This window comes from Streptomyces alfalfae (genome assembly GCF_004127445.1).
Classification (GTDB): Bacteria; Actinomycetota; Actinomycetes; order Streptomycetales; family Streptomycetaceae; genus Streptomyces; species Streptomyces alfalfae.
Window position 1 is genome coordinate 33,442 of the sequence record NZ_QEXM01000040.1, and the last position, 19,163, is coordinate 52,604.

The 19,163-nt window shown below is 72.0% G+C and carries 18 protein-coding genes; 9 read left to right on the forward strand and 9 right to left on the reverse strand.

What is annotated here, in order from left to right; translation table 11 throughout:
• Positions 1–126: 126 nt before the first annotated feature.
• From DCW30_RS18580 to DCW30_RS18590, 3 genes are all read left to right on the forward strand, one after another.
• Positions 127–1,992 (forward strand): trypsin-like peptidase domain-containing protein, encoded by a 1,866-nt coding sequence (locus DCW30_RS18580; protein WP_076684707.1) that lies wholly within the window; start codon positions 127–129, stop codon positions 1,990–1,992.
• Between the two features lie 93 nt (positions 1,993–2,085).
• Positions 2,086–2,544 carry a sec-independent translocase gene (locus DCW30_RS18585; protein ID WP_076684706.1) on the forward strand — a complete coding sequence of 153 codons (459 nt, stop codon included), beginning with the start codon at positions 2,086–2,088 and terminating at the stop codon, positions 2,542–2,544.
• A gap of 122 nt (positions 2,545–2,666) precedes the next feature.
• Entirely contained in the window at positions 2,667–3,335 is a 669-nt protein-coding gene (locus DCW30_RS18590) for a hypothetical protein (RefSeq protein WP_062779855.1), read from the forward strand.
• A gap of 66 nt (positions 3,336–3,401) precedes the next feature.
• Here DCW30_RS18590 and DCW30_RS18595 read toward each other — a convergent pair whose 3' ends face one another.
• From DCW30_RS18595 to DCW30_RS18605, 3 genes are read right to left on the reverse strand one after another with little or no spacing between them, the layout of a single operon-like run.
• Positions 3,402–4,535, reverse strand: coding sequence for an Mrp/NBP35 family ATP-binding protein (locus DCW30_RS18595; protein ID WP_062779857.1), 1,134 nt, complete (start codon positions 4,533–4,535; stop codon positions 3,402–3,404).
• A gap of 43 nt (positions 4,536–4,578) precedes the next feature.
• Entirely contained in the window at positions 4,579–5,175 is a 597-nt protein-coding gene (locus DCW30_RS18600; RefSeq protein WP_062779859.1) for a DUF1003 domain-containing protein, read from the reverse strand.
• A complete protein-coding gene (locus DCW30_RS18605) occupies positions 5,162–6,442 on the reverse strand; it encodes a magnesium transporter MgtE N-terminal domain-containing protein (protein WP_062779861.1) in 1,281 nt (426 codons plus the stop codon). The genes DCW30_RS18600 and DCW30_RS18605 overlap by 14 nt, the downstream gene beginning before the upstream one ends.
• 189 nt (positions 6,443–6,631) lie before the next feature.
• Here DCW30_RS18605 and DCW30_RS18610 point away from each other — a divergent pair, with 189 nt between their 5' ends.
• Positions 6,632–7,402, forward strand: a complete 771-nt coding sequence (locus DCW30_RS18610; protein WP_076684704.1) for a hypothetical protein — start codon at positions 6,632–6,634, stop codon at positions 7,400–7,402.
• A gap of 35 nt (positions 7,403–7,437) precedes the next feature.
• Here the strand turns inward: DCW30_RS18610 and DCW30_RS18615 are convergent, their stop codons facing one another.
• A complete protein-coding gene (locus DCW30_RS18615; protein ID WP_076684703.1) occupies positions 7,438–7,950 on the reverse strand; it encodes a hypothetical protein in 513 nt (170 codons plus the stop codon).
• Between the two features lie 71 nt (positions 7,951–8,021).
• A complete protein-coding gene (locus tag DCW30_RS18620) occupies positions 8,022–9,149 on the reverse strand; it encodes a magnesium and cobalt transport protein CorA (RefSeq protein WP_076684702.1) in 1,128 nt (375 codons plus the stop codon).
• A 500-nt stretch (positions 9,150–9,649) separates the two neighbouring features.
• Between DCW30_RS18620 and DCW30_RS18625 the strand changes: the two genes are divergently transcribed.
• Positions 9,650–10,234 (forward strand): suppressor of fused domain protein, encoded by a 585-nt coding sequence (locus DCW30_RS18625; protein WP_076684701.1) that lies wholly within the window; start codon positions 9,650–9,652, stop codon positions 10,232–10,234.
• A gap of 18 nt (positions 10,235–10,252) precedes the next feature.
• Here DCW30_RS18625 and DCW30_RS18630 read toward each other — a convergent pair whose 3' ends face one another.
• A complete protein-coding gene (locus DCW30_RS18630) occupies positions 10,253–11,506 on the reverse strand; it encodes an MFS transporter (protein ID WP_076684700.1) in 1,254 nt (417 codons plus the stop codon).
• 173 nt (positions 11,507–11,679) lie between these two features.
• Here DCW30_RS18630 and DCW30_RS18635 point away from each other — a divergent pair, with 173 nt between their 5' ends.
• The 3 genes from DCW30_RS18635 to DCW30_RS18645 all read left to right on the forward strand — a co-directional run bounded on the left by DCW30_RS18635 (position 11,680) and on the right by DCW30_RS18645 (position 14,226).
• The gene (locus tag DCW30_RS18635) at positions 11,680–12,321 is read left to right on the forward strand and encodes a DUF6758 family protein (RefSeq protein ID WP_062779874.1); all 642 of its coding nucleotides are present in this window, start codon (positions 11,680–11,682) and stop codon (positions 12,319–12,321) included.
• A 296-nt stretch (positions 12,322–12,617) separates the two neighbouring features.
• A complete protein-coding gene (locus tag DCW30_RS18640; RefSeq protein WP_076684698.1) occupies positions 12,618–13,499 on the forward strand; it encodes a PHP domain-containing protein in 882 nt (293 codons plus the stop codon).
• Between the two features lie 121 nt (positions 13,500–13,620).
• Positions 13,621–14,226, forward strand: a complete 606-nt coding sequence (locus DCW30_RS18645) for a MarC family protein (protein ID WP_062779879.1) — start codon at positions 13,621–13,623, stop codon at positions 14,224–14,226.
• Positions 14,227–14,309: 83 nt separating this feature from the next.
• On the opposite strand, the gene DCW30_RS36730 is transcribed toward DCW30_RS18645, so the two are convergent.
• Complete coding sequence (locus tag DCW30_RS36730; RefSeq protein ID WP_162933566.1) at positions 14,310–14,462, reverse strand: hypothetical protein; 153 nt, start codon at positions 14,460–14,462, stop codon at positions 14,310–14,312.
• A 238-nt stretch (positions 14,463–14,700) separates the two neighbouring features.
• On the opposite strand from DCW30_RS36730, the gene DCW30_RS18650 reads away from it, so the two are divergent.
• Positions 14,701–15,714: an NYN domain-containing protein gene (locus tag DCW30_RS18650; protein ID WP_232626828.1), complete on the forward strand. Its 1,014-nt coding sequence runs from the start codon at positions 14,701–14,703 to the stop codon at positions 15,712–15,714.
• A gap of 108 nt (positions 15,715–15,822) precedes the next feature.
• Here DCW30_RS18650 and DCW30_RS18655 read toward each other — a convergent pair whose 3' ends face one another.
• Together DCW30_RS18655 and DCW30_RS18660 are read right to left on the reverse strand one after the other, a co-directional pair.
• Positions 15,823–16,707 (reverse strand): alpha/beta fold hydrolase, encoded by an 885-nt coding sequence (locus tag DCW30_RS18655; protein WP_076684696.1) that lies wholly within the window; start codon positions 16,705–16,707, stop codon positions 15,823–15,825.
• A 335-nt stretch (positions 16,708–17,042) separates the two neighbouring features.
• Positions 17,043–19,124, reverse strand: a complete 2,082-nt coding sequence (locus DCW30_RS18660; RefSeq protein WP_237283387.1) for a DEAD/DEAH box helicase — start codon at positions 19,122–19,124, stop codon at positions 17,043–17,045.
• Between the last annotated feature and the right edge of the window lie 39 nt (positions 19,125–19,163).

Sequence of the window (19,163 nt, forward strand, 5' to 3'; positions counted from 1 at the left end):
CGGCGCACTGCGCTCACACGCGAGAACCTGGTTGAATCTCGGTGGGCCGTGCCCGCCGGGGGGACTTGGCGGGCACGGAGTTGAGATACGTATCGGCGTGCGCCGCGGGCCAGTTGTGGGGAGAGCATGGACGAGGGCAAGCCCACGAAGGGGAACTGGTGGAGCCGCCCCCGGCCGGAGACGCCGGGGACCGCCCACCAGCCACCGCAGGCCCCGGCGCCACCGCCCGGCCCTCCCCAGCAGCCGAGCGATGAGCCCCCGGCGGACCCGGCGCAGCCGTCGAGCGGCCACGCCCCGGCCGCCGGTCTGGCGCAGCCGCCGAGCGGCCAGGTGTCCGCCGGTCAGCCGCAGCCGCCCGCGCCGAGCAGTCAGCCCCCGGCCGACCAGGCGCAGCCGTCGAGCGGCCAGGCGGCCGTGCCGCCGAGCGGTCAGGCCCCCGGCGGTGCCCCCGCGGGTGAGCGGCCGCGTCCGCTGCACGACCCGGACCCGTACAGCACGCCGCCGTACGGTGAGCCCGGCCCCTGGGCGCCCGCGCCCCCCGTCCAGCACCCCATGGCCACGCCCGGCCACGGCACCCCGCTCCCCGCGGCGGTGACGCACGGCGGCACGCCACCGCACGGCACGCCCCAGCACGGCGCACCGCAGCCCCACGCGACCCCGGGCCACGGCACCCCCCTCCCCGCGGCGGCGGCCCCGCACAGTGCCCCGCAGCCCCACGCGACCCCCGGCCACGGCACCCCGCTCCCCGCGGCGGTGACGCACGCCGGCCCCGCGCCGTATCAGAGCGCCCCGCAGGGGCCGCCCCGGCAGCCGTACGATCCGTGGAACGCGCCGTTCCAGCAGACCGGGGCCCCGACCCCGGAGGGCGAGGCGAAGAAGCGCAAGCGGGTCCGTCGGACGCTGCTCGTCGGGGTCATGGTGGTCACCCTCGTCTCCGGCGGCATCGGCGGCGCGATCGGCGCGTACCTCGAGCGCAACGGCGGGGTCGGCGACATCGAGCTCAGCCAGGCCGGCACCGAGGCCAAGGACCGCCCCAAGGGCAGCGTGGCAGGGATCGCCTCCGCGGCCCTGCCCGGCGTGGTCACCCTGCACGTCCGGGGCGACTCGGCGCAGGGCACGGGCACCGGCTTCGTCCTGGACGGCAAGGGCCATATCCTCACCAACAACCACGTCGTGGAGCCCGCGGGCACCGGCGGCGAGATATCCGTGACGTTCAGCGGCGGCGAGACCGCCGAGGCGAAGGTCATCGGCCGCGACTCGGGCTACGACCTCGCGGTCGTCAAGGTTTCCGGCGTCCGGGGCCTGAAGCCCCTGACCCTCGGCAACTCCGAGAACGTCCAGGTCGGCGACCCGGTCGTGGCGATCGGCGCCCCCTTCGACCTGGCGAACACGGTGACCTCCGGGATCATCAGCGCCAAGGAGCGGCCCATCACCGCGGGCGGCGAGAAGGGCGACGGCAGCGACACCTCGTACGTGGACGCCCTGCAGACCGACGCGCCGATCAACCCGGGCAACTCGGGCGGTCCGCTGGTCGACTCGAAGGCGCGCGTCATCGGCATCAACAGCGCCATCCGCTCCGCCGGTGACCGTTCGGAGCAGGGCGGCGGCCAGGCGGGATCCATCGGCCTCGGTTTCGCCATACCCATCAACCAGGGCAAGCGCGTGGCGGAGGAGCTGATCAACTTCGGCAAGGCGACGCACCCCGTGATCGGGGTGACGCTCGACACGGAGTTCACCGGCGACGGCGCCCGCATCGCGGACAAGGGCAGGGACGGCGGCCCCTCCGTCAGCGAGGACGGACCCGGCGAGAAGGCGGGCCTCAAGCCGGGCGACGTCATCACCGAGGTGGACGGCCAGGCCGTGCACTCCAGCGACGAGCTGATCGTGAAGGTCCGCGCGCACCGGCCCAAGGACCGTCTCGACCTCACGGTGGAGCGGGACGGCCGCGACCGCGAGGTGACCCTGGTGCTCGGGGCGGCGAGCGGCGACTGATCCGGGTTGTGGTGCAGCGGCTACCGGGCAGACACCGGCGGCGGGTACCGTGGACGCGGTCCGGCCTGATGGGGACATCGCAAGGAGCTCAAGGTGTTCAATGACATTGGCGCACTCGAGATAGTGGCGCTGGTCGTCCTCGCCGTGCTCATCTTCGGTCCCGACAAGCTGCCGAAGGTCATCCAGGACGTCTCCCGCACGATCCGCAAGATCCGGGAGTTCTCGGACAGCGCGAAGGCGGACATCCGGCAGGAGCTCGGCCCGGAGTTCAAGGACTTCGAGTTCGACGACCTGAACCCGAAGAAGTTCATCCGCAAGCAGCTGGACAACGACGAGCTGGGGCTCAAGGAGATCCGCAACGGCTTCGACCTGAAGAAGGAGATGAACGAGGTCGCGGACGCCGTGCACGGCCGCGACAGCGACTCCGACTCCACGTCCTCGGCCCCGTCGGGGAGCGCCGCCTCGTCGTCCGGCGCCCGCGTGGACATGCAGAAGAAGCCCGCGAACCCCGCCTCCGTCGACCGTCCGCCGTTCGACGCGGACGCGACCTGAAGGGCCTCGCCTGAACCATCGCCGCCCGTCGGTGTGGCTATCCTGCCTTGTTGTCCGGCGTGAGGACGCCCGAGGGGGGCGGGCCGCTCCGGACACACGAGAGCGAGGAGGCGGCCGGGTACATGGAGACGACGAGTCGGGTGGGCACACAGTCGGCGGTCGCGGAGGGCGCCGCACAAGCGGCGCCCTCCGCCCGGCGCACGGTCGACGGCTACCTGTTGGCGCCCTTCCCCTGGTACGGCCTGGACGAGGCCTTCACGGGACCGCGCTGGCTGATGCAGGTCGGCGCGACGGCGGACGGTTCGGTGGAACACGGTTCGATCGGCCACGGCGAGGAGCCGTCGGTCCGCGGTGAGGAAACCATCGGCAACAGCGACAACGAGCGCTTCACCGTCGTGGTGACGGTCGCGGCGAACCCGGTGCGGCGCACCGCCGACGGCACCGGCGTCCTGGAGGCCACGTCGGTCTCCTCGGCGGCCTGGCTCGCCGGGGTCGGGCTGCTGTCGTACACCTGGCCCGGCCAGATGGACCACACCCTGCGCGACGACTGGCTCGACCAGCAGACCGAGACGGCGTGGGTCCTCGCGGACGACCTGGAGGGCGCCGACTGGTCGTCGCTCTCCCTGCCGGTGGACGGCGTCCCCACGCCCTTCCACTACCGCGAGTCCGAGTACGGGTGGGTCATCGCGGGCTCCACGAAGGAGAGCGTGCACCTGGGCGCCTACGGGCGCGGCATGAGCCCGTACGGGCTGGGCTTCTCCGTGGTCCAGGACATCAGCGCCTACGCCTGAGCGGCGGGAGCCGGAAAACGCCTCTGGGAGCGCCCCGCACGGGGCGCTCCCAGAGGCGGCCGTCCGTCAGAACTTGTTGCGCGGCGTGATCCCCAGCGACATGCCCGACAGGCCGCGCTGCCGGCCGCCCAGCTTGCCGGCGATGGAGCGCAGGGCCGAGCCCGCGGGGGAGTCCGGGTCGGTCAGGACGACCGGCTTGCCCTCGTCGCCGCCCTCGCGCAGCCGGACGTCGATCGGGATGGAGCCGAGGACCGGCACCGTGGCGCCCGTCGTCCGCGTGAGCCCGTCGGCGACCTTCTGGCCGCCGCCCGTGCCGAACACGTCGACCATCTCGTCGCAGTGCGGACAGGGCAGCCCCGACATGTTCTCCACCACGCCCACGATCTTCTGGTGGGTCTGCACGGCGATGGACCCCGCCCGCTCGGCGACCTCGGCCGCCGCCTGCTGCGGCGTCGTCACGACGAGGATCTCGGCGTTCGGGACGAGCTGCGCGACGGAGATCGCGATGTCGCCCGTGCCCGGCGGCAGGTCGAGGAGCAGGACGTCGAGGTCACCCCAGTAGACGTCGGCGAGGAACTGCTGGAGGGCGCGGTGCAGCATCGGGCCGCGCCAGACGACCGGGGCGTTGCCCGGGGTGAACATGCCGATGGAGATGACCTTCACGCCGTTCGCCGACGGCGGCATGATCATGTTCTCGACCTGGGTGGGCTTGCCGTCGGCGCCCAGCATGCGCGGCACGGAGTGGCCGTAGATGTCCGCGTCCACGACGCCGACCTTGAGGCCGTCGGCGGCCATGGCCGCCGCGAGGTTCACCGTGACCGAGGACTTGCCGACGCCGCCCTTGCCGGACGCGACGGCGTAGACACGGGTCAGCGAGCCGGGCTTGGCGAAGGGCACCTCACGCTCGGCCGTCCCGCCGCGCAGGGCGGTGGCCAGTTCCTTGCGCTGTTCGTCGCTCATCACGTCGAGCGTGACGTCGACACGCGTGACGCCCTCGACCGCGGCGACCGCGTCCGTCACGTTCTTGGTGATCGTCTCGCGCATCGGGCAGCCGGAGACCGTGAGGTACACGGTGACGGCCACCGTCCCGTCGGCCGCGATGTCCACCGATTTGACCATCCCCAGCTCGGTGATGGGTCGGTGGATCTCGGGGTCGTTCACCGTCGCCAGTGCTTCGCGCACCGCGTCTTCCGTAGCCATGCAACCGATAGTACGGCGCGGTAACCCTTGGCGGGAAAGGCCGTCAGCGGTCGCCTGCGTCACGTCCGCGTCCGCCCTCGGACGGGAACACCACGCGGCTCTCGGCCCGGCCGTCCCCATGCTGCCCGTTCCGCTGCTCCTCCAACTCCTTGACCAGGTCCTGGAGCTCGGAGCGGATCCAGTCGCGGGTCGCCACCTCGCCGAGGCCCATCCGCAGCGAGGCGATCTCGCGGGTGAGGTACTCGGTGTCCGCGATCGACCGCTCGTTCTGTTTGCGGTCCTGTTCGAGGTTGACGCGGTCGCGGTCGTCCTGGCGGTTCTGCGCGAGGAGGATCAGCGGAGCGGCGTACGACGCCTGGAGGGAGAGCATCAGCGTCAGGAAGATGAACGGGTACTGGTCGAAGCGCAGGTGGTCGGGGGCCGCGACGTTCCACACCACCCACAGGATGATGACGATCGTCATCCAGACGATGAACCTGCCGGTGCCCAGGAAGCGCGCGATCCGCTCCGAGAGCCGGCCGAACGCCTCCGGGTCGTAGTCCGGCAGCAGCTTGGGGCGCGGGGTGCGCGGCTGGTCGAGGCGGAACCGTGGCGTCCGCGACTCGGCGCGGTTCTCGCGCTCCCGGTCAGCCGCCGCCATGGTCCGCCGCCTCCTCCTCCAGATGGAACTCCGTCTCACGCCAGTCGTCGGGCAGCATGTGGTCCAGCACGTCGTCGACCGTGACCGCCCCGAGCAGCGAGCCGCCCTCGTCGACGACGGGCGCCGCCACCATGTCGTACGCCGCGAAGAACCCGGCGACGGTGGGCAGGTCGGCGCCCGGCGCCAGGGGCTGCAGGTCGTCGTCGATGATCGAGCCGACGAGCGTGTACGGCGGATCGCGGAGCAGCCGCTGGAAGTGCACGGTGCCGAGGTACTTGCCGGTCGGCGTCTCGTCGGGCGGGCGGCAGACGTAGACCTGGGCGGCGAGCGCGGGGGAGAGGTCCTCCATGCGGACGCGCGCCAGAGCGTCGGCGACCGTCGCGTCGGGGCGCAGCACGATCGGCTCGGTCGTCATCAGACCGCCGGCCGTGCGCTCCTCGTAGGCCATGAGGCGGCGCACGTCGGCGGCGTCGGCCGGCTGCATCAGGGTGAGCAGGCGTTCCTTGTCCTCCTCCGGCAGCTCGGCGAGGAGGTCGGCGGCGTCGTCGGGGTCCATGGCCTCCAGGACGTCGGCGGCGCGCTCCTCCTTCAGCTTGCCGAGGATCTCGATCTGGTCGTCCTCGGGCAGCTCCTCCAGGACGTCGGCGAGCCGGTCGTCGTCGAGGGCGGCGGCCACCTCGGCGCGGCGCTTGGGGGAGAGGTGGTGCAGGACGTTGGCGAGGTCGGCGGGCCGCAGCTGTTCGAAGGTGGCGAGGAGGTTCTCGGCGCCCTGCCCGTGCTCCTCCAGGGAGAAGCCGTCGACGGCGCCCCAGTCGACGGTGAGGGTCTCGCCCTTGCGCCGGAAGGTGCCCGCCTTGCCCTTGCGTACGAAGACCCGGTCGATCTCCCAGTCGCGGCGGGCCGGAAGCTGCTGGACCGACACGTCGAGGACGGTGACCTCCTCGCCGGTCTCGACGAGGCTGACCCGGCGGTCGAGCATCTCGCCGAGGACGAGCCGTTCGGTGGGCCGCTGCTCGAAGCGCCGTACGTTGAGCACGCCGGTGGTGATGACCTGGCCGGACTCGATGCCGGTGACGCGCGTCATGGGCAGGAAGATGCGGCGCCGGGTCGTCAGCTCGACGACGAGGCCGAGCAGCCGCGGGGGCCTGCGGCCCACCCGGAGCATCGCCACGAGGTCGCGGACGCGGCCGACCTGGTCGCCGTTGGGGTCGAAGACCGAGATGCCGGAGAGGTGTGACACGAACACCCGGGGGGCGCCTGCCGCCATGCGCGCGCCTCCTCCTGCTGCAGGTTTCCGGTGTTTCGTCCGGCAATACGGGCTTCAGGCTAGCCCGTCCCGGTCGCGGACGCCCCGGCGGAGGGTCCGTACGGACTGGCGCCGAGTCACTCGTCCGGCCCAGGTACGCTGCCGTACTGCCGTAGCCGTAGGCCGTCCGCACGAGAGGCAGCGCCACCTGTGACCGCACTTCCCCTGGCCAGCCGAGTCCGCAGGGCAGCGTTCGTGGGCGCGGTGTGCGCCGGTGTGGCCGTGGGCGCCACGGGGCTGACGGGGTGCGGTGGGAGCGGTGAGGACCCGGACGCGGGCACGAACGGCGTCGGCAGGCTCTCGGCCACGAAGATCCAGAGCAAGGCCGGCAGGGTCGCGGAGGCGGCGTCGGGGGTCCGGCTCTCCGGCACGGTGGTGAGCAAGGGGCACACCTACTCCCTCGACATGCGGTTGAAGGATGACGGAGGGACGGGTTCCGTCACCTCCAAGGGGCAGACGTTCCAGCTGCTCCGGGTGGGCGAGCAGCTGTTCCTGAAGGCCGGCTCGGAGTTCTGGACGCACGAGGGCGACGGCGGGCAGCCCCAGAAGGCGGATCAGGCGGCGGCGGCCAAGCTGGACGGCAAGTACGTGAAGGTGCCGAAGGGCGACCCGGCGTACCAGCAGCTCAGCGGCTTCACCGACAAGGACGTGCTGCTCGCGGGCATGCTCACGCTCCACGGCAAGCTGGCCAAGGGCGACCGGGGCAAGACGGGCGCCACGCGCACCATCAAGATCACCGGTGACGAGGGCGCGGGCGGCACGCTCAGTGTCGCCCTGGACGGCAAGCCGTATCCGCTGCGGTTCGAGCGCGGCGGTCACGCGGGCACGCTGAAGCTGACGGAGTGGAACAAGGACTTCCCGCTCCAGGAGCCGGACCGGTCCGAGATGGTCGACTACGGCAAGGAGCTGCCGACCTCGTAGCGGCCGCCGGCCGGGCGGCCCGTGGGGCGCAGGACTCAGCGCCGCTTCCGCTTGAAAAGCAGGCGGGGCAGGGCCACCGGGGCGGGCAGCCGCGTGGTCGCCGGGCTCGGCAGCGGGGGCGCGGCCAGGGAGTCATCGGGCAGACCGGGGACGACACCGCTCGGCGTCAGGCGCACGACCCTGCACTCCCGCGCCCACCGCTCGGTCATCCGCTCGGCGTCCGGCGCGTTGAGCCGCTTGCCCTTCAGCTCGGCGACGGCCGCCTCCCAGGCGTCGGAGCCGGGCGGCAGCTCGCGGACCTCGGCCGTCCAGGCGACGACCCGCCCGCCCTTGTCCTTGCTGCGTACGGTCACTTCGGCGGAACCGCCGTCGACGAGGCCCGGCAGCGGCTGTTCGCCGGGGCCGTCGCCGACGAGGTGCGCGGCGCCCTCGTGCCAGACGTGCCACAGCGCCCGGACGGGCGATCCCTCGCCCCGCACCCAGATGAGGCCGGACTTCTTGGTGGCCTCCTCGACGAGGGCGCGGTCGAGCAACGGGTCAGCAGTCATGGCGGCAGCCTATCGACTGGCGTCCGGAGCGGCCGGACGCGCGCAGTGACGACGCGCGCAGTGACGGGCGCTCAGAGCCAGCCGTTGCGCTTCAGGGTCCGGTGGATCGCGTAGCAGACGCCGCCGATGAGGGCGAGGACCATCGGGTAGCCGAACCGCCAGTGCAGCTCCGGCATGTGGTCGAAGTTCATGCCGTACACCCCGCAGACGGCCGTCGGCACGGCGATGATCGCCGCCCACGAGGTGATCTTGCGCATGTCCTCGTTCTGCGCGACGGCGGCCTGCGCGAGGTTGGCCTGGAGGATCGAGTTGAGCAGTTCGTCGAAGCCGACGACCTGTTCCTGGACGCGCGTGAGGTGGTCGGCGACGTCACGGAAGTACTTCTGGATGTCGGGGTCGACGAGCCGCATGGGCCGCTCGCTGAGCAGCAGCATCGGCCGCAGGAGCGGGGAGACCGCCCGCTTGAACTCCAGGACCTCGCGCTTGAGCTGGTAGATCCGCCCGGCGTCGACGCCGCGCGCGGAGCCCTTGCCCTTGCTCGGGGCGGAGAACACCTCGGTCTCCACCTCGTCGATGTCGTCCTGCATCGCGTCGGCGACCGCGATGTAGCCGTCGACGACGTGGTCGGCGATGGTGTGCAGGACCGCGGAGGGGCCCTTGCCGAGCAGCTCGGGGTCCTCCTGGAGGCGGCGCCGCAGGGCGCGCAGCGAGCCGTGGCCGCCGTGCCGGACGGTGATGAAGAAGTCCCGGCCGGTGAAGCACATCACCTCGCCGGTCTCCACGATCTCGCTGGTGGCCGTGAGTTCGGCGTGCTCGACGTAGTGGATGGTCTTGAAGACGGTGAAGAGCGTGTCGTCGTACCGCTCCAGCTTGGGCCGCTGGTGGGCGTGGACCGCGTCCTCGACGGCCAGCGGGTGCAGCCCGAACTCGGCGGCGATACCGGCGAATTCGGCCTCGGTCGGCTCGTGCAGCCCGATCCAGGCGAAGCCGCCCTCGCGGCGCACCTGGAGCATCGCCTCGTGCGGCGTGAGGGTGTCGGCGCACTCCAGGCGCCGTCCGTCGCGGTAGACGGCGCAGTCGACGACCGCCGAGGCGGCGTCGCGGGTGGAGTCGTAGGAGTCGTACGAGGAGGAGCAGGGGCTGTCGTCCTTGCGCAGCGAGGGGCGGACGACGGCACGGAGGTCGCGGATCATCGACATGGGCAGGCTCCTTCGACGGAGGCCGCCTGCAACGGTTGGAACTGCCCGGAATGGGGACGTCCTGCGTGGAGAATGTTTGGCACGTCCGCAAAGCGGGGAGCACCGCACCGTCGCGGTGGCAGCTTCGCTACTGACACAGATCAGATAACTCAGACAGATCAGGTGAAAACGAAGTGCTCTTCCGTCGCACACGGCACGAACAGTGCATGCGGTGCGTGTGTGTGCGTGCGCAGCTACCGGGCTGCGTGGATCACCGGGCGGAAGAGCGGGTGGTACTGCACGGTCGACTTCGGTCCATTGCAGCCCCACCTCCTCCGGCCGGTCCCCCGTAAGGGAAGTCCCATGCGCCCTCTGCGCCCGTGGCGCAGAGTCAGTGTCTGTCTGCAGGGCTTGAAAGCGACGCTTCTGCGTGCTGCCCTGAGCCAGCTGCCAACACTATCAGCCGACTGAAGTGTCAAGCCCCCGCTTTGCCCATCACTGACGAGTTCTATGCTCGCGTCATGGCAGATGTTCTTGCGCTGGTCGAGGCCCGTCTCCGCACTGGCCTCGGAGAACCCGGCGCGCGCGCCGCGGTGACCTTCCTCGGCACCGACCGCGTGGAAGTGCTGCGGTTCACGGACGGCGACGTGGTGCGCTACGCCACCCTCGGTATGTCCGCCCAGCCGATGACCGACCCGACCGCCGCGCTCGCCGACCCCGTCAAGGGCCCGCGTGCCGAGCTGGTGCTCTCCGTGCGCGGCGGTCTCGCCGACACGGACAAGGTGCTGCGCCCGCTCGCGGTCCTCGCCGCGTCGCCGCAGGTGGAAGGCCTCGTCGTGGCACCCGGCGCCTCGCTGGACGTGGGGGAGCCGCTGTGGCCGGGCGCGCCGTTCACCTCGGTGCTCGTCGCGGAGCCGGGGGGCCTGGTCGAGGACCTGGACCTCGACGAACCCATGGACCCGGTCCGCTTCCTGCCGCTGCTGCCCATGACGCCGAACGAGGCGGCGTGGAAGCGGGTGCACGGCGCGGCGGCCCTCCAGGAGCGCTGGCTGAACAGCGGGACGGACCTGCGCGATCCCCTGCGCACATCCGTCCCGCTCGGCTGAATCCTCGTACTGCACCGGTCAGTTGGCGAAGACGCCGACGCCGTCCTCGGTGGCGTGCTTCGGCTTGAGCTCCTCGGCCTCGTGTGCCAGCGAAGCGCGGCGCACCCGGACGACGACCGCGCCGAGAACCGCCGTGACGGCCGCGACCACGAAGGGGATGTGGATGTTGCTCCACTCCTCGATCTTCGGCGCGAAGAACGGCGCGGCGGCGGCCGCGAACCAGCGCACGAAGTTGTAGCCGGCGCTCGCCACCGGCCGCGGCGCGTCGGAGACGCCGAGGGCCAACTCGGTGTAGACGGTGTTGTTCACGCCGATGAAAGCGCCGGACAGGATCGTGCAGACCACGGCGGCGGTGTGGTTGCCGTAGCCGAGGACGAGCACGTCCACGGCGAGCAGCACCAGCGAACCGCCGAGCACCTTCAGCGACCCGAACCGCTCCTGGAGCCGCGGCGCGACGAGCACCGAGAAGACCGCGAGCAGCACACCCCAGGCGAAGAAGACCGCGCCGGACCTGTACGGGGTCATGTCCAGCACGAACGGCGTGAAGGCCAGCACGGTGAAGAACGTGTAGTTGTAGAAGAAAGCCGAGGCCGCCGCCGAGGCGAGCCCGCCGTGGCCGAGCGCCTTGATCGGGTCGAGCAGCGAGGTCTTCCTCGCGGGCCGCGGCTGTTCCTTGAGGAACGCCGTGATGCAGAGGAAGCCGACCGCCATCAGCGCGGCGGTGCCGAAGAACGGGTAGCGCCAGCTCGCGTCGCCGAGCAGCGCGCCGACCAGCGGCCCGCAGGCCATGCCGAGGCCGAGCGCGGACTCGTACAGCAGGATCGCGGCGGCGCTGCCGCCGGCCGCGGCGCCGACGATGACGGCGAGGGCGGTCGACACGAAGAGCGCGTTGCCTAGCCCCCAGCCGGCCCGGAACCCGACGAGCTCACCGACCGAGCCCGAGGTCCCCGAGAGGCCGGCGAACACCACGACCAGGGCGAGGCCGAGGAGCAGCGTCTTCTTGCCGCCGACGCGGCTGGAGACGAAGCCGGTCACCAGCATCGCGAGGGCGGTGATCAGGAAGTACGAGGTGAACAGGAGGGACACCTGGCTCGCGCTCGCGTCCAGGCCCTCGGCGATGGAGGGCAGGATCGGGTCGACGAGCCCGATGCCCATGAAGGCGACGACGGACGCGCCGGCCGTGGCCCACACGGCCTTCGGCTGACGCAGGATGCCGCCCGCCCCGGCGTCGAACGGGTCCCCTTCCGCGGGGCCCCCTGTGCTGCTGTTCATACAGCCGCTCCTTCGCTGTCTCCACAGCGGTCGACAGAGATCGTTGACGTATGCATATATTAAGTTAGCGATGCTAATGAATGCAAGTTACATCTAGTTTTCGCCGGTGACAGGGCCACCGACCGGGTGATCGTCCTTGACGAGGGGGCGACCGGGGAGGACCGTTGGGCAGCATGAGGGGCGAACCCAGTTGCCCGAAGTGTGGTGGCCGGGTCAGGGCTCCCGGTCTCTTTGCCGACTCCTGGCAGTGCGACGCGCACGGCACCGTGTATCCGCTGCAGCCCGTGGTCCCGCCGAGTGTCGAGGCGGTCCAGGTCGTCGTGCACCGGACCCAGGTCCCGGTGTGGATGCCGTGGCCGCTGCCGGTCGGCTGGCTGTTCACGGGCGTGGCCTGCGCGGGAGACGACAGGAGCGGCGGCAGGGCGACCGCGGTGGCCTGCTCGGGTCCCGCCCCGCTCGGCGGCGTCGGCGAGCTGGTGCTCGTCGCCGAGGAGCTGGGCGTCGGCCTCGGCGCGCGGTACGCGGGCATCGAGGGCCCCGATCCCGGGCCCTATATGAACGTCGACAAACCGCCGCAGGCCAAGGTGCTCGCCGCGGGACGCCCCACGGCGCTGTGGCACGTGCCGGGAGCGCCGGACGACCGCGCCGTCTTCGCGGGCGAGGCGCGCGGCCTGTGGCTGTGGGCCATCGCCTGGCCGGAGCAGTCCGGACTCCTGATGTACGACGAACTGGTCCTCACCGACCTGCGGGACGCGGGCGCGGAGGTGGACCTGCTGCCGTGCGGGGCGCTGTCGCCGCGGCTGCTGACGCCGTGACCTCGGCGGTTCTACGGGTTCTGCGGGGGCTTCGGCTTCGCGGGGGCTTCGGCGTCGGGGGTCCATGGAGCTTCGGCTTGGAAGCGCTGCGGTGGCCTCGGCCTCGGGTGGGGCGCAGGTGCCGTGGGGCGCCCGCCGGGTGGGGCGCGGCTGCCGTGAGGGATGGCCCGTCGGGGCGGGGCGGGGCGGGGCTGTCGTGAGGGATGCCTCGTCAGGAGCGGCCGGGGGAGCGTCCGGGTCCCGTTATCCTTGAGCGTCCCCGCCGTCCGCCCCCGTCAGAGCCTGGAGTCAGCATCGTGCGCATCGATCTGCACACTCACTCCACCGCGTCCGACGGTACGGACACCCCCGCCGAGCTGGTGCGCAACGCCGCCGCCGCGGGTCTCGACGTCGTCGCGCTGACCGACCACGACACCACGCGGGGCCACGCGGAGGCGATCGCCGCCCTGCGCGGGTTGCCGGAGCCGGCGGGGCTGAGCCTCGTCACCGGCGCGGAACTCTCCTGCCGCCTCGACGGCGTGGGCCTGCACATGCTGGCGTACCTCTTCGACCCCGACGAGCCGGAGCTGTCCCGCGAGCGCGAGCTGGTCCGCGACGACCGGGTGCCGCGCGCGAAGACGATGATCGGCAAGCTCCGCGAGCTGGGCGTGGACGTCACCTGGGAGCAGGTGGCCCGCATCGCGGGGGACGGCTCCGTCGGCCGCCCGCACATCGCCGAGGCCCTCGTCGAACTGGGCGTCGTGCCCTCCGTCTCCGACGCCTTCACCCCGCAGTGGCTCGCCGACGGCGGCCGCGCCTACGCCGAGAAGCACGAGCTGGACCCCTTCGACGCCATCCGCCTGGTCAAGGCGGCCGGCGGCGTCACCGTCTTCGCGCACCCCGCCGCCGCCAAGCGCGGCAGAACCGTGCCCGAGTCCGTCATCGCCGAGCTCGCCGCGGCGGGCCTCGACGGCATCGAGGCCGACCACATGGACCACGCCCCCGAGACCCGCGCCAGGCTGCGCGGCCTCGCGGCGGACCTCGGCCTGCTGGCCACCGGATCCAGCGACTACCACGGCAGCCGCAAGACCTGTGTGCTCGGGGAGTTCACCACCGACCCCGAGGTCTACGGCGAGATCACCCGCCGGGCCACCGGCGCCTTCCCCGTCCCCGGCGCGGGCGGAAGCCCGGCCGCGTAGGACCCGCTTCTCCTTCTCCGCACCCCACCGTTCCACGGCGGCGGCCGCCGTGCCCCGCGCCCGGCGGTGGTCGGCGCGGCCCTCTCGTACGACCTGCTACGACTCTCTGCAAGGCATCACTGTGTTCGACGTCGCCGTCTTCGGCTCCCTCTTCCTCACCCTGTTCGTGATCATGGACCCGCCGGGCATCACCCCGATCTTCCTCGGTCTGACCGCTGGCCGGCCCGCCAAGGTGCAGCAGCGGATGGCTTTCCAGGCCGTCTGCGTCGCCTTCGGCGTGATCTCGGTGTTCGGCCTCGTGGGCCACCAGATCCTGGACTACCTGCACGTCTCCGTCCCCGCGCTGATGATCGCGGGCGGTCTCCTGCTGCTGCTCATCGCGCTCGACCTGCTCACCGGCAAGACGGACGAGCCGAAGCAGACCAAGGACGTCAACGTCGCGCTCGTCCCGCTCGGCATGCCGCTGCTCGCCGGTCCCGGCGCGATCGTGTCCGTCATCCTGGCCGTCCAGGACGCCGACAGCGTCGGCACGCAGGTCTCCGTATGGTCGGCGATCGTGGCCATGCACGTGGTCCTCTGGCTGGTGATGCGGTACTCGCTGCTGATCATCCGGGTCATCAAGGACGGCGGCGTGGTCCTCGTGACGCGGCTCGCCGGCATGATGCTCTCCGCCATCGCCGTGCAGCAGATCATCAACGGTGTCACGCAGGTGATCAACGGCGCGTGACGCGACGCACGAAGGCCCCCGAGCGGTTCCCGGTCTCTCCGGGGCCGCACGGGGGCCTTCGTTCGTCTGCTGCGTCGGCTGCGTTACGAGGCCGAGGATTCGGCCGGGCGGATGTAGATGCGCTGGCCTATCGCTGCGGCCTGCTGCACGATCCGGTTGACGGAGGCGGCGTCCACGACGGTGCTGTCCACGGCGTTGCCGTCGACGTCGTCGAGTCGCATGATTTCGAAGCGCATGAGGCTTCTCCCTTCGTCTGGTCATCCTCCTGAAGGAGAACTACTGGAGATGGCCAGGCCATTGCCTGTCCGTTAAGTGTGGGTTGCCGGGCTCCTGTGCCCAGCGTTCCTGATGGGTAAAACGAGTTGCCCCCTGCAAACATTCCCTACGCTAAAGAAATTTTTCGAGTACCTAATTACCTGCGAGTAGCGGCACCGGTTGTGTTCGTTGCGTGACCAGCGGGAGACTGGGTCTCCTATGAACGACGCCGACCACAGCGCAGCCGACCAGGGCGACCACGACACGGTTGACCACGACACGGCCGACCACGGCCGCCGTGCAGCCGACGAGGACCGGCACGGCGCGGCCGAGCACGGCCACAGCGCCGCCGACATCAGCGCCCAGCTGGAGCGCACCAACGGGCTGCTCGAACGCATGCTCGCCGAAGTGGCGAAGACGCCCTCCACGCACGCGATCTTCGTCGACGCGGGGTATCTGTACGCGGCCGCGGGGCGGCTCGCCACCGGCACCGAGGACCGGCGCGCCTTCGACCTCGACGCCGAGGGGCTCATCGAGGCGCTCATCGACAAGGCCCGCACGATCTTCGCCGACAGCAGGCTGCTGCGGGTCTACTGGTACGACGGGGCGAGGCGCCGCATCCACACCACCGAGCAGCAGTCGATCGCGGAGCTGCCCGACGTCAAGGTCAGGCTCGGCAACCTCAACGCCAACAACCAGCAGAAGGGCGTCGACTCCCTCATCCGCAGCGACCTCGAATCACTGGCCAGGCACCGCGCCATCAGCGACGCCGCGCTCATCGGCGGCGACGAGGACCTGGTCTCGGCGGTCGAGGCCGCGCAGGGGTACGGCGCGCGCGTCCACCTCTGGGGCATCGAGGCGCCCGAGGGCCGCAACCAGGCCGAGCCGCTGCTGTGGGAGGTCGACAGCCAGCGCACGTTCGACCTCGACTTCTTCAAGCCGTACGTGAGCCGCCGCGCCGTCACGTCGTACGAGGCCGGGCCCACCGCGCAGCGGCCCTCCCGCGAGGACGTCCGCTTCGTCGGCGCGCAGATCGCCGCGAAGTGGCTCTCCGCGCGGGGCCGCGAGGCGCTGGCCGGACTGCTGCCGGGCCACCCGTACCTGCCCGGCTCCGTGGACCAGGAACTGCTGGTGGAGGCGGAGCGGCTGCTGCAGTACTCGCTGCGGGGGCAGTCGGATCTGCGCAGGTCCTTGCGGGACGGGTTCTGGGAGCACTTGCAGACGCTGTGCTGAGGAGGCCTGGGCCGCTGCCTTGGGCAGGGGTGCCGCGGTTTCATCAGCAGGGGGTGGCCGCGGGTTCTCGGCAGGAGGGCGGCTTCGGCAAGGGGCGGCTGTGGTTGCTCATCGGAGGCCGTCCCAGAAGGACGTCAGGGCCGCGGCCGTCTCTCGTGGGCGGTCCGTGTTGGGGGAGTGCTCGGCGCCGTCGATCACCGTGCGGTGGGCGCTCAGGCGGCTCGCCATGTCGTCCAGGAGCGGTAGGGGCCAGGTGTCGTCGCGTTCGCCCGAGATCACGTGCTTGGGCAGCGGAGCGGCGGCGAGTTCGGCCACGCGGTCCGGCTCCCGGGTGAGCTGGCCGCCGGTGGCGATGAGCTGGGCGGGGTTGTGCCGCAGCCAGCGGGCGCGCAGGGCCTCGCTGTCGTCGTTCCCCTCGGCCGTGGCGCCACCGGTGTCGGCGTCCTGCGGGGGCGGCGGCTCCATGGCCCGCATCGCCTGCCAGACCTCTTCCATGGACAGTACGGCGAGGGCGTCCGCCAGCATCTTGGCGCGGGCCTGCTGGGCGGGGACGATCGCGGCCGGGCCCGAGGACATCAGGGTGAGCGAGTCGAAGGCGTCCGGGGCGAGGAGCACGGCCGCGCGGGCGATCTGGCCGCCGAGCGAGTGGCCCAGGAGGTGCGGCCGGGCGGGGGCGTCCAGGGCCGCCGCCTGGGCGAGCACGTCGCGGGCCAGCTCCTCCTGGGCGTACGCGGCCACGTCCGAGGGGCCTGCCGTCTCGTACTGGCCCCGGCCGTCCACGCTGACGGCGCGGTAGCCGGCGGCGGCCAGGGGTTCGAGGAGGGCGATGAAGTCCTCCTTGCTCCCGGTGAACCCGGGGAGCAGCAGAACGGTCCCTCGCACCTCGGCGCCCTCGGCAGGAGCCGCGTCCAGCGTGGCGAAGGTGCCGCGGGAGGTGTGGAGGGGGCGGGCTGCGGCGCAGGGCGGGGGCGTGAAGGTGGGAGGGCGGCTCATGGCACCGAGGCTAATGCCGGCCCCTGGACCTTGGGGGGGCGGGCCCTGGGGGAAAGGCCTTGTTTCGTCGGCGCCCTGGGGGTGGGGTGCTGTTCCGCCGCTCCGCGTCGGGATTCCCGCCCGGCACCCCGGAGTGGCGGGGTGAGCGAGATGCCGGGGGGGTGGGCCCGTCACGTGGCCCGGCCCTTGGCCCCTGGCCACGTCTGGGCTACCCCAGCCCCTGCACCGAGGGGTGAACGGGTGGGGGGAGAGGAGTCGCCGTGGAGCGGTGGGGCGCGCACGCGAAAGGCCCACCCCAGCCGGGGTGGGCCTTCACGATGCGGAGGGGCGGAGAATCAGCTCTCCGGGGTCTCCACGGGCTCTGCCTTCTTGCGCGTACGGCGTCGCGGCGCGGTGACGGCGGCCTCAGCCTCGGGCGTCGACTCCGGAGCGGCAGCCGCCTTCCGCGTACGGCGACGCGGCTTCGGCTCCTCCGACGACTGCGCCGGGATCTCCGCCTCGGCGACGGGCTGCGCGGCCTTGCGGGTGCGCCGCTTGGGCTTGTCCTCGGCCGGGGCCTCGGCCGCGGCTTCGGCGACGGGCTGCGCAACCTTGCGGGTGCGCCGCTTGGGCTTCTCCTCGGCCGGGGTCTCGGCCGCGGCTTCGGTCACCGGCTCGGCGGCCTTGCGGGTGCGTCGCTTGGGCTTGTCCTCGGCCGGGGTCTCGGCCGCGGCTTCGGTCACCGGCTCGGCGGCCTTGCGGGTGCGTCGCTTGGGCTTGTCCTCGGCCGGAGCCTCCGCGACGGCGGTTTCGGTGACCGGCTGCGCGGCCTTCCGCGTCCGCCGCCTCGGCTTCTCGGCGGCGGGGGCCTCCGCCACCGCAGTCTCCACCACGGCCGTCTCGACGACCGCCTCGGGAGCCACCGACTCGGGAATCACCGTCTCCGCGACGACCGCTTCGGCGACGACCGCTTCAGCGGCTACCGCCTCCGCGCCACCGCCCCCACGCGTCCGGCGACGCCGCCGCGGGGTGCGCGGCTCCGTCGGCTCCGTGGCGACGGGCGCCGCCGCTTCCGGGACCTGCGTGGACGCCGGCGTGGCCGCCGGGGTGTCCAGCGGGCTGCCGGCCCGGGTGCGGCGGCGACGCCGCGGCGTGCGCGCCGGGCGCTCCTGCTCGGGGGTCGGGGCCGGGGCCGCCGCGGCCGGACGGCCACGGTCCCTGCGGCCGCCGCCGCGCCCGCGCCCGCCCGTCTCGCCGAGGTCCTCGATCTCCTCTGCGCCCAGACCCGCACGGGTCCGCTCGGCGCGCGGCAGGACACCCTTGGTGCCCGCCGGGATGGCGAGGTCCTCGTAGAGGTGGGGAGAGCTGGAGTACGTCTCGACCGGGTCGTTGAAACCGAGGTCGAGCGCCTTGTTGATCAGCTGCCAGCGCGGGATGTCGTCCCAGTCGACCAGCGTGATCGCGATGCCCTTGGCGCCCGCGCGGCCGGTGCGGCCGATGCGGTGCAGGTAGGTCTTCTCGTCCTCGGGGGACTGGTAGTTGATGACGTGCGTGACGCCACCCACGTCGATGCCGCGCGCGGCGACGTCCGTGCAGACCAGCACGTCCACCTTGCCGTTGCGGAACGCCCGCAGCGCCTGCTCGCGCGCGCCCTGGCCCAGGTCGCCGTGGACGGCGCCCGAGGCGAAGCCCCGGTGCTCCAGCTGCTCGGCGATGTCCGCGGCCGTCCGCTTCGTACGGCAGAAGATCATCGCGAGTCCGCGGCCCTCGGCCTGGAGGATGCGCGAGACCATCTCGGGCTTGTCCATGTTGTGCGCGCGGTACACGTACTGCTTGGTGTTCGCGACGGTCTGGCCCTCGTCGTCCGGCGCGGTGGCGCGGATGTGCGTGGGCTGCGACATGTAACGGCGGGCGAGGCCGATGACGGCTCCCGGCATGGTCGCCGAGAACAGCATCGTCTGGCGCTTCGCCGGAAGCATGTTGATGATCTTCTCGACGTCGGGCAGGAAGCCCAGGTCGAGCATCTCGTCGGCCTCGTCGAGGACCAGGCACTTGATGTGCTTGAGGTCGAGCTTGCGCTGGCCCGCGAGGTCGAGGAGGCGGCCCGGCGTGCCGACGACGATGTCGATGCCCTTCTTGAGGGCCTCGACCTGCGGCTCGTACGCACGGCCGCCGTATATGGCGAGGACGCGGACGTTGCGCGCCTTGCCCGCCGTCAGGAGGTCGTTCGTCACCTGCTGGCACAGCTCACGGGTGGGGACCACGATGAGGGCCTGCGGCGCCTCGGTGAGCTGCTCGGGCGCGGCGCGGCCGGCCTCGACGTCGGCGGGGACGATCACGCGCTCCAGGAGCGGGAGTCCGAAGCCGAGCGTCTTGCCGGTGCCGGTCTTGGCCTGGCCGATGACGTCCGTGCCCGAGAGGGCGACCGGGAGCGTCATCTCCTGGATGGGGAAGGGGCTGATGATGCCGACGGCTTC

Bases quoted from the DNA above. Each gene is read 5' to 3' on its own strand.
- DCW30_RS18650 (WP_232626828.1), top strand. From the start codon at position 14,701: ATGAACGACGCCGACCACAGCGCAGCCGACCAGGGCGACCACGACACG.
- DCW30_RS18655 (WP_076684696.1), bottom strand. From the start codon at position 16,707: ATGAGCCGCCCTCCCACCTTCACGCCCCCGCCCTGCGCCGCAGCCCGC.
- DCW30_RS18595 (WP_062779857.1), bottom strand. From the start codon at position 4,535: ATGGCTACGGAAGACGCGGTGCGCGAAGCACTGGCGACGGTGAACGAC.
- DCW30_RS18590 (WP_062779855.1), top strand. From the start codon at position 2,667: ATGGAGACGACGAGTCGGGTGGGCACACAGTCGGCGGTCGCGGAGGGC.
- DCW30_RS36730 (WP_162933566.1), bottom strand. From the start codon at position 14,462: ATGCGCTTCGAAATCATGCGACTCGACGACGTCGACGGCAACGCCGTG.
- DCW30_RS18605 (WP_062779861.1), bottom strand. From the start codon at position 6,442: ATGGCGGCAGGCGCCCCCCGGGTGTTCGTGTCACACCTCTCCGGCATC.
- DCW30_RS18580 (WP_076684707.1), top strand. From the start codon at position 127: ATGGACGAGGGCAAGCCCACGAAGGGGAACTGGTGGAGCCGCCCCCGG.
- DCW30_RS18615 (WP_076684703.1), bottom strand. From the start codon at position 7,950: ATGACTGCTGACCCGTTGCTCGACCGCGCCCTCGTCGAGGAGGCCACC.
- DCW30_RS18600 (WP_062779859.1), bottom strand. From the start codon at position 5,175: ATGGCGGCGGCTGACCGGGAGCGCGAGAACCGCGCCGAGTCGCGGACG.
- DCW30_RS18630 (WP_076684700.1), bottom strand. From the start codon at position 11,506: ATGAACAGCAGCACAGGGGGCCCCGCGGAAGGGGACCCGTTCGACGCC.
- DCW30_RS18660 (WP_237283387.1), bottom strand. From the start codon at position 19,124: ATGACGCTCCCGGTCGCCCTCTCGGGCACGGACGTCATCGGCCAGGCC.
- DCW30_RS18620 (WP_076684702.1), bottom strand. From the start codon at position 9,149: ATGTCGATGATCCGCGACCTCCGTGCCGTCGTCCGCCCCTCGCTGCGC.
- DCW30_RS18625 (WP_076684701.1), top strand. From the start codon at position 9,650: ATGGCAGATGTTCTTGCGCTGGTCGAGGCCCGTCTCCGCACTGGCCTC.
- DCW30_RS18635 (WP_062779874.1), top strand. From the start codon at position 11,680: ATGAGGGGCGAACCCAGTTGCCCGAAGTGTGGTGGCCGGGTCAGGGCT.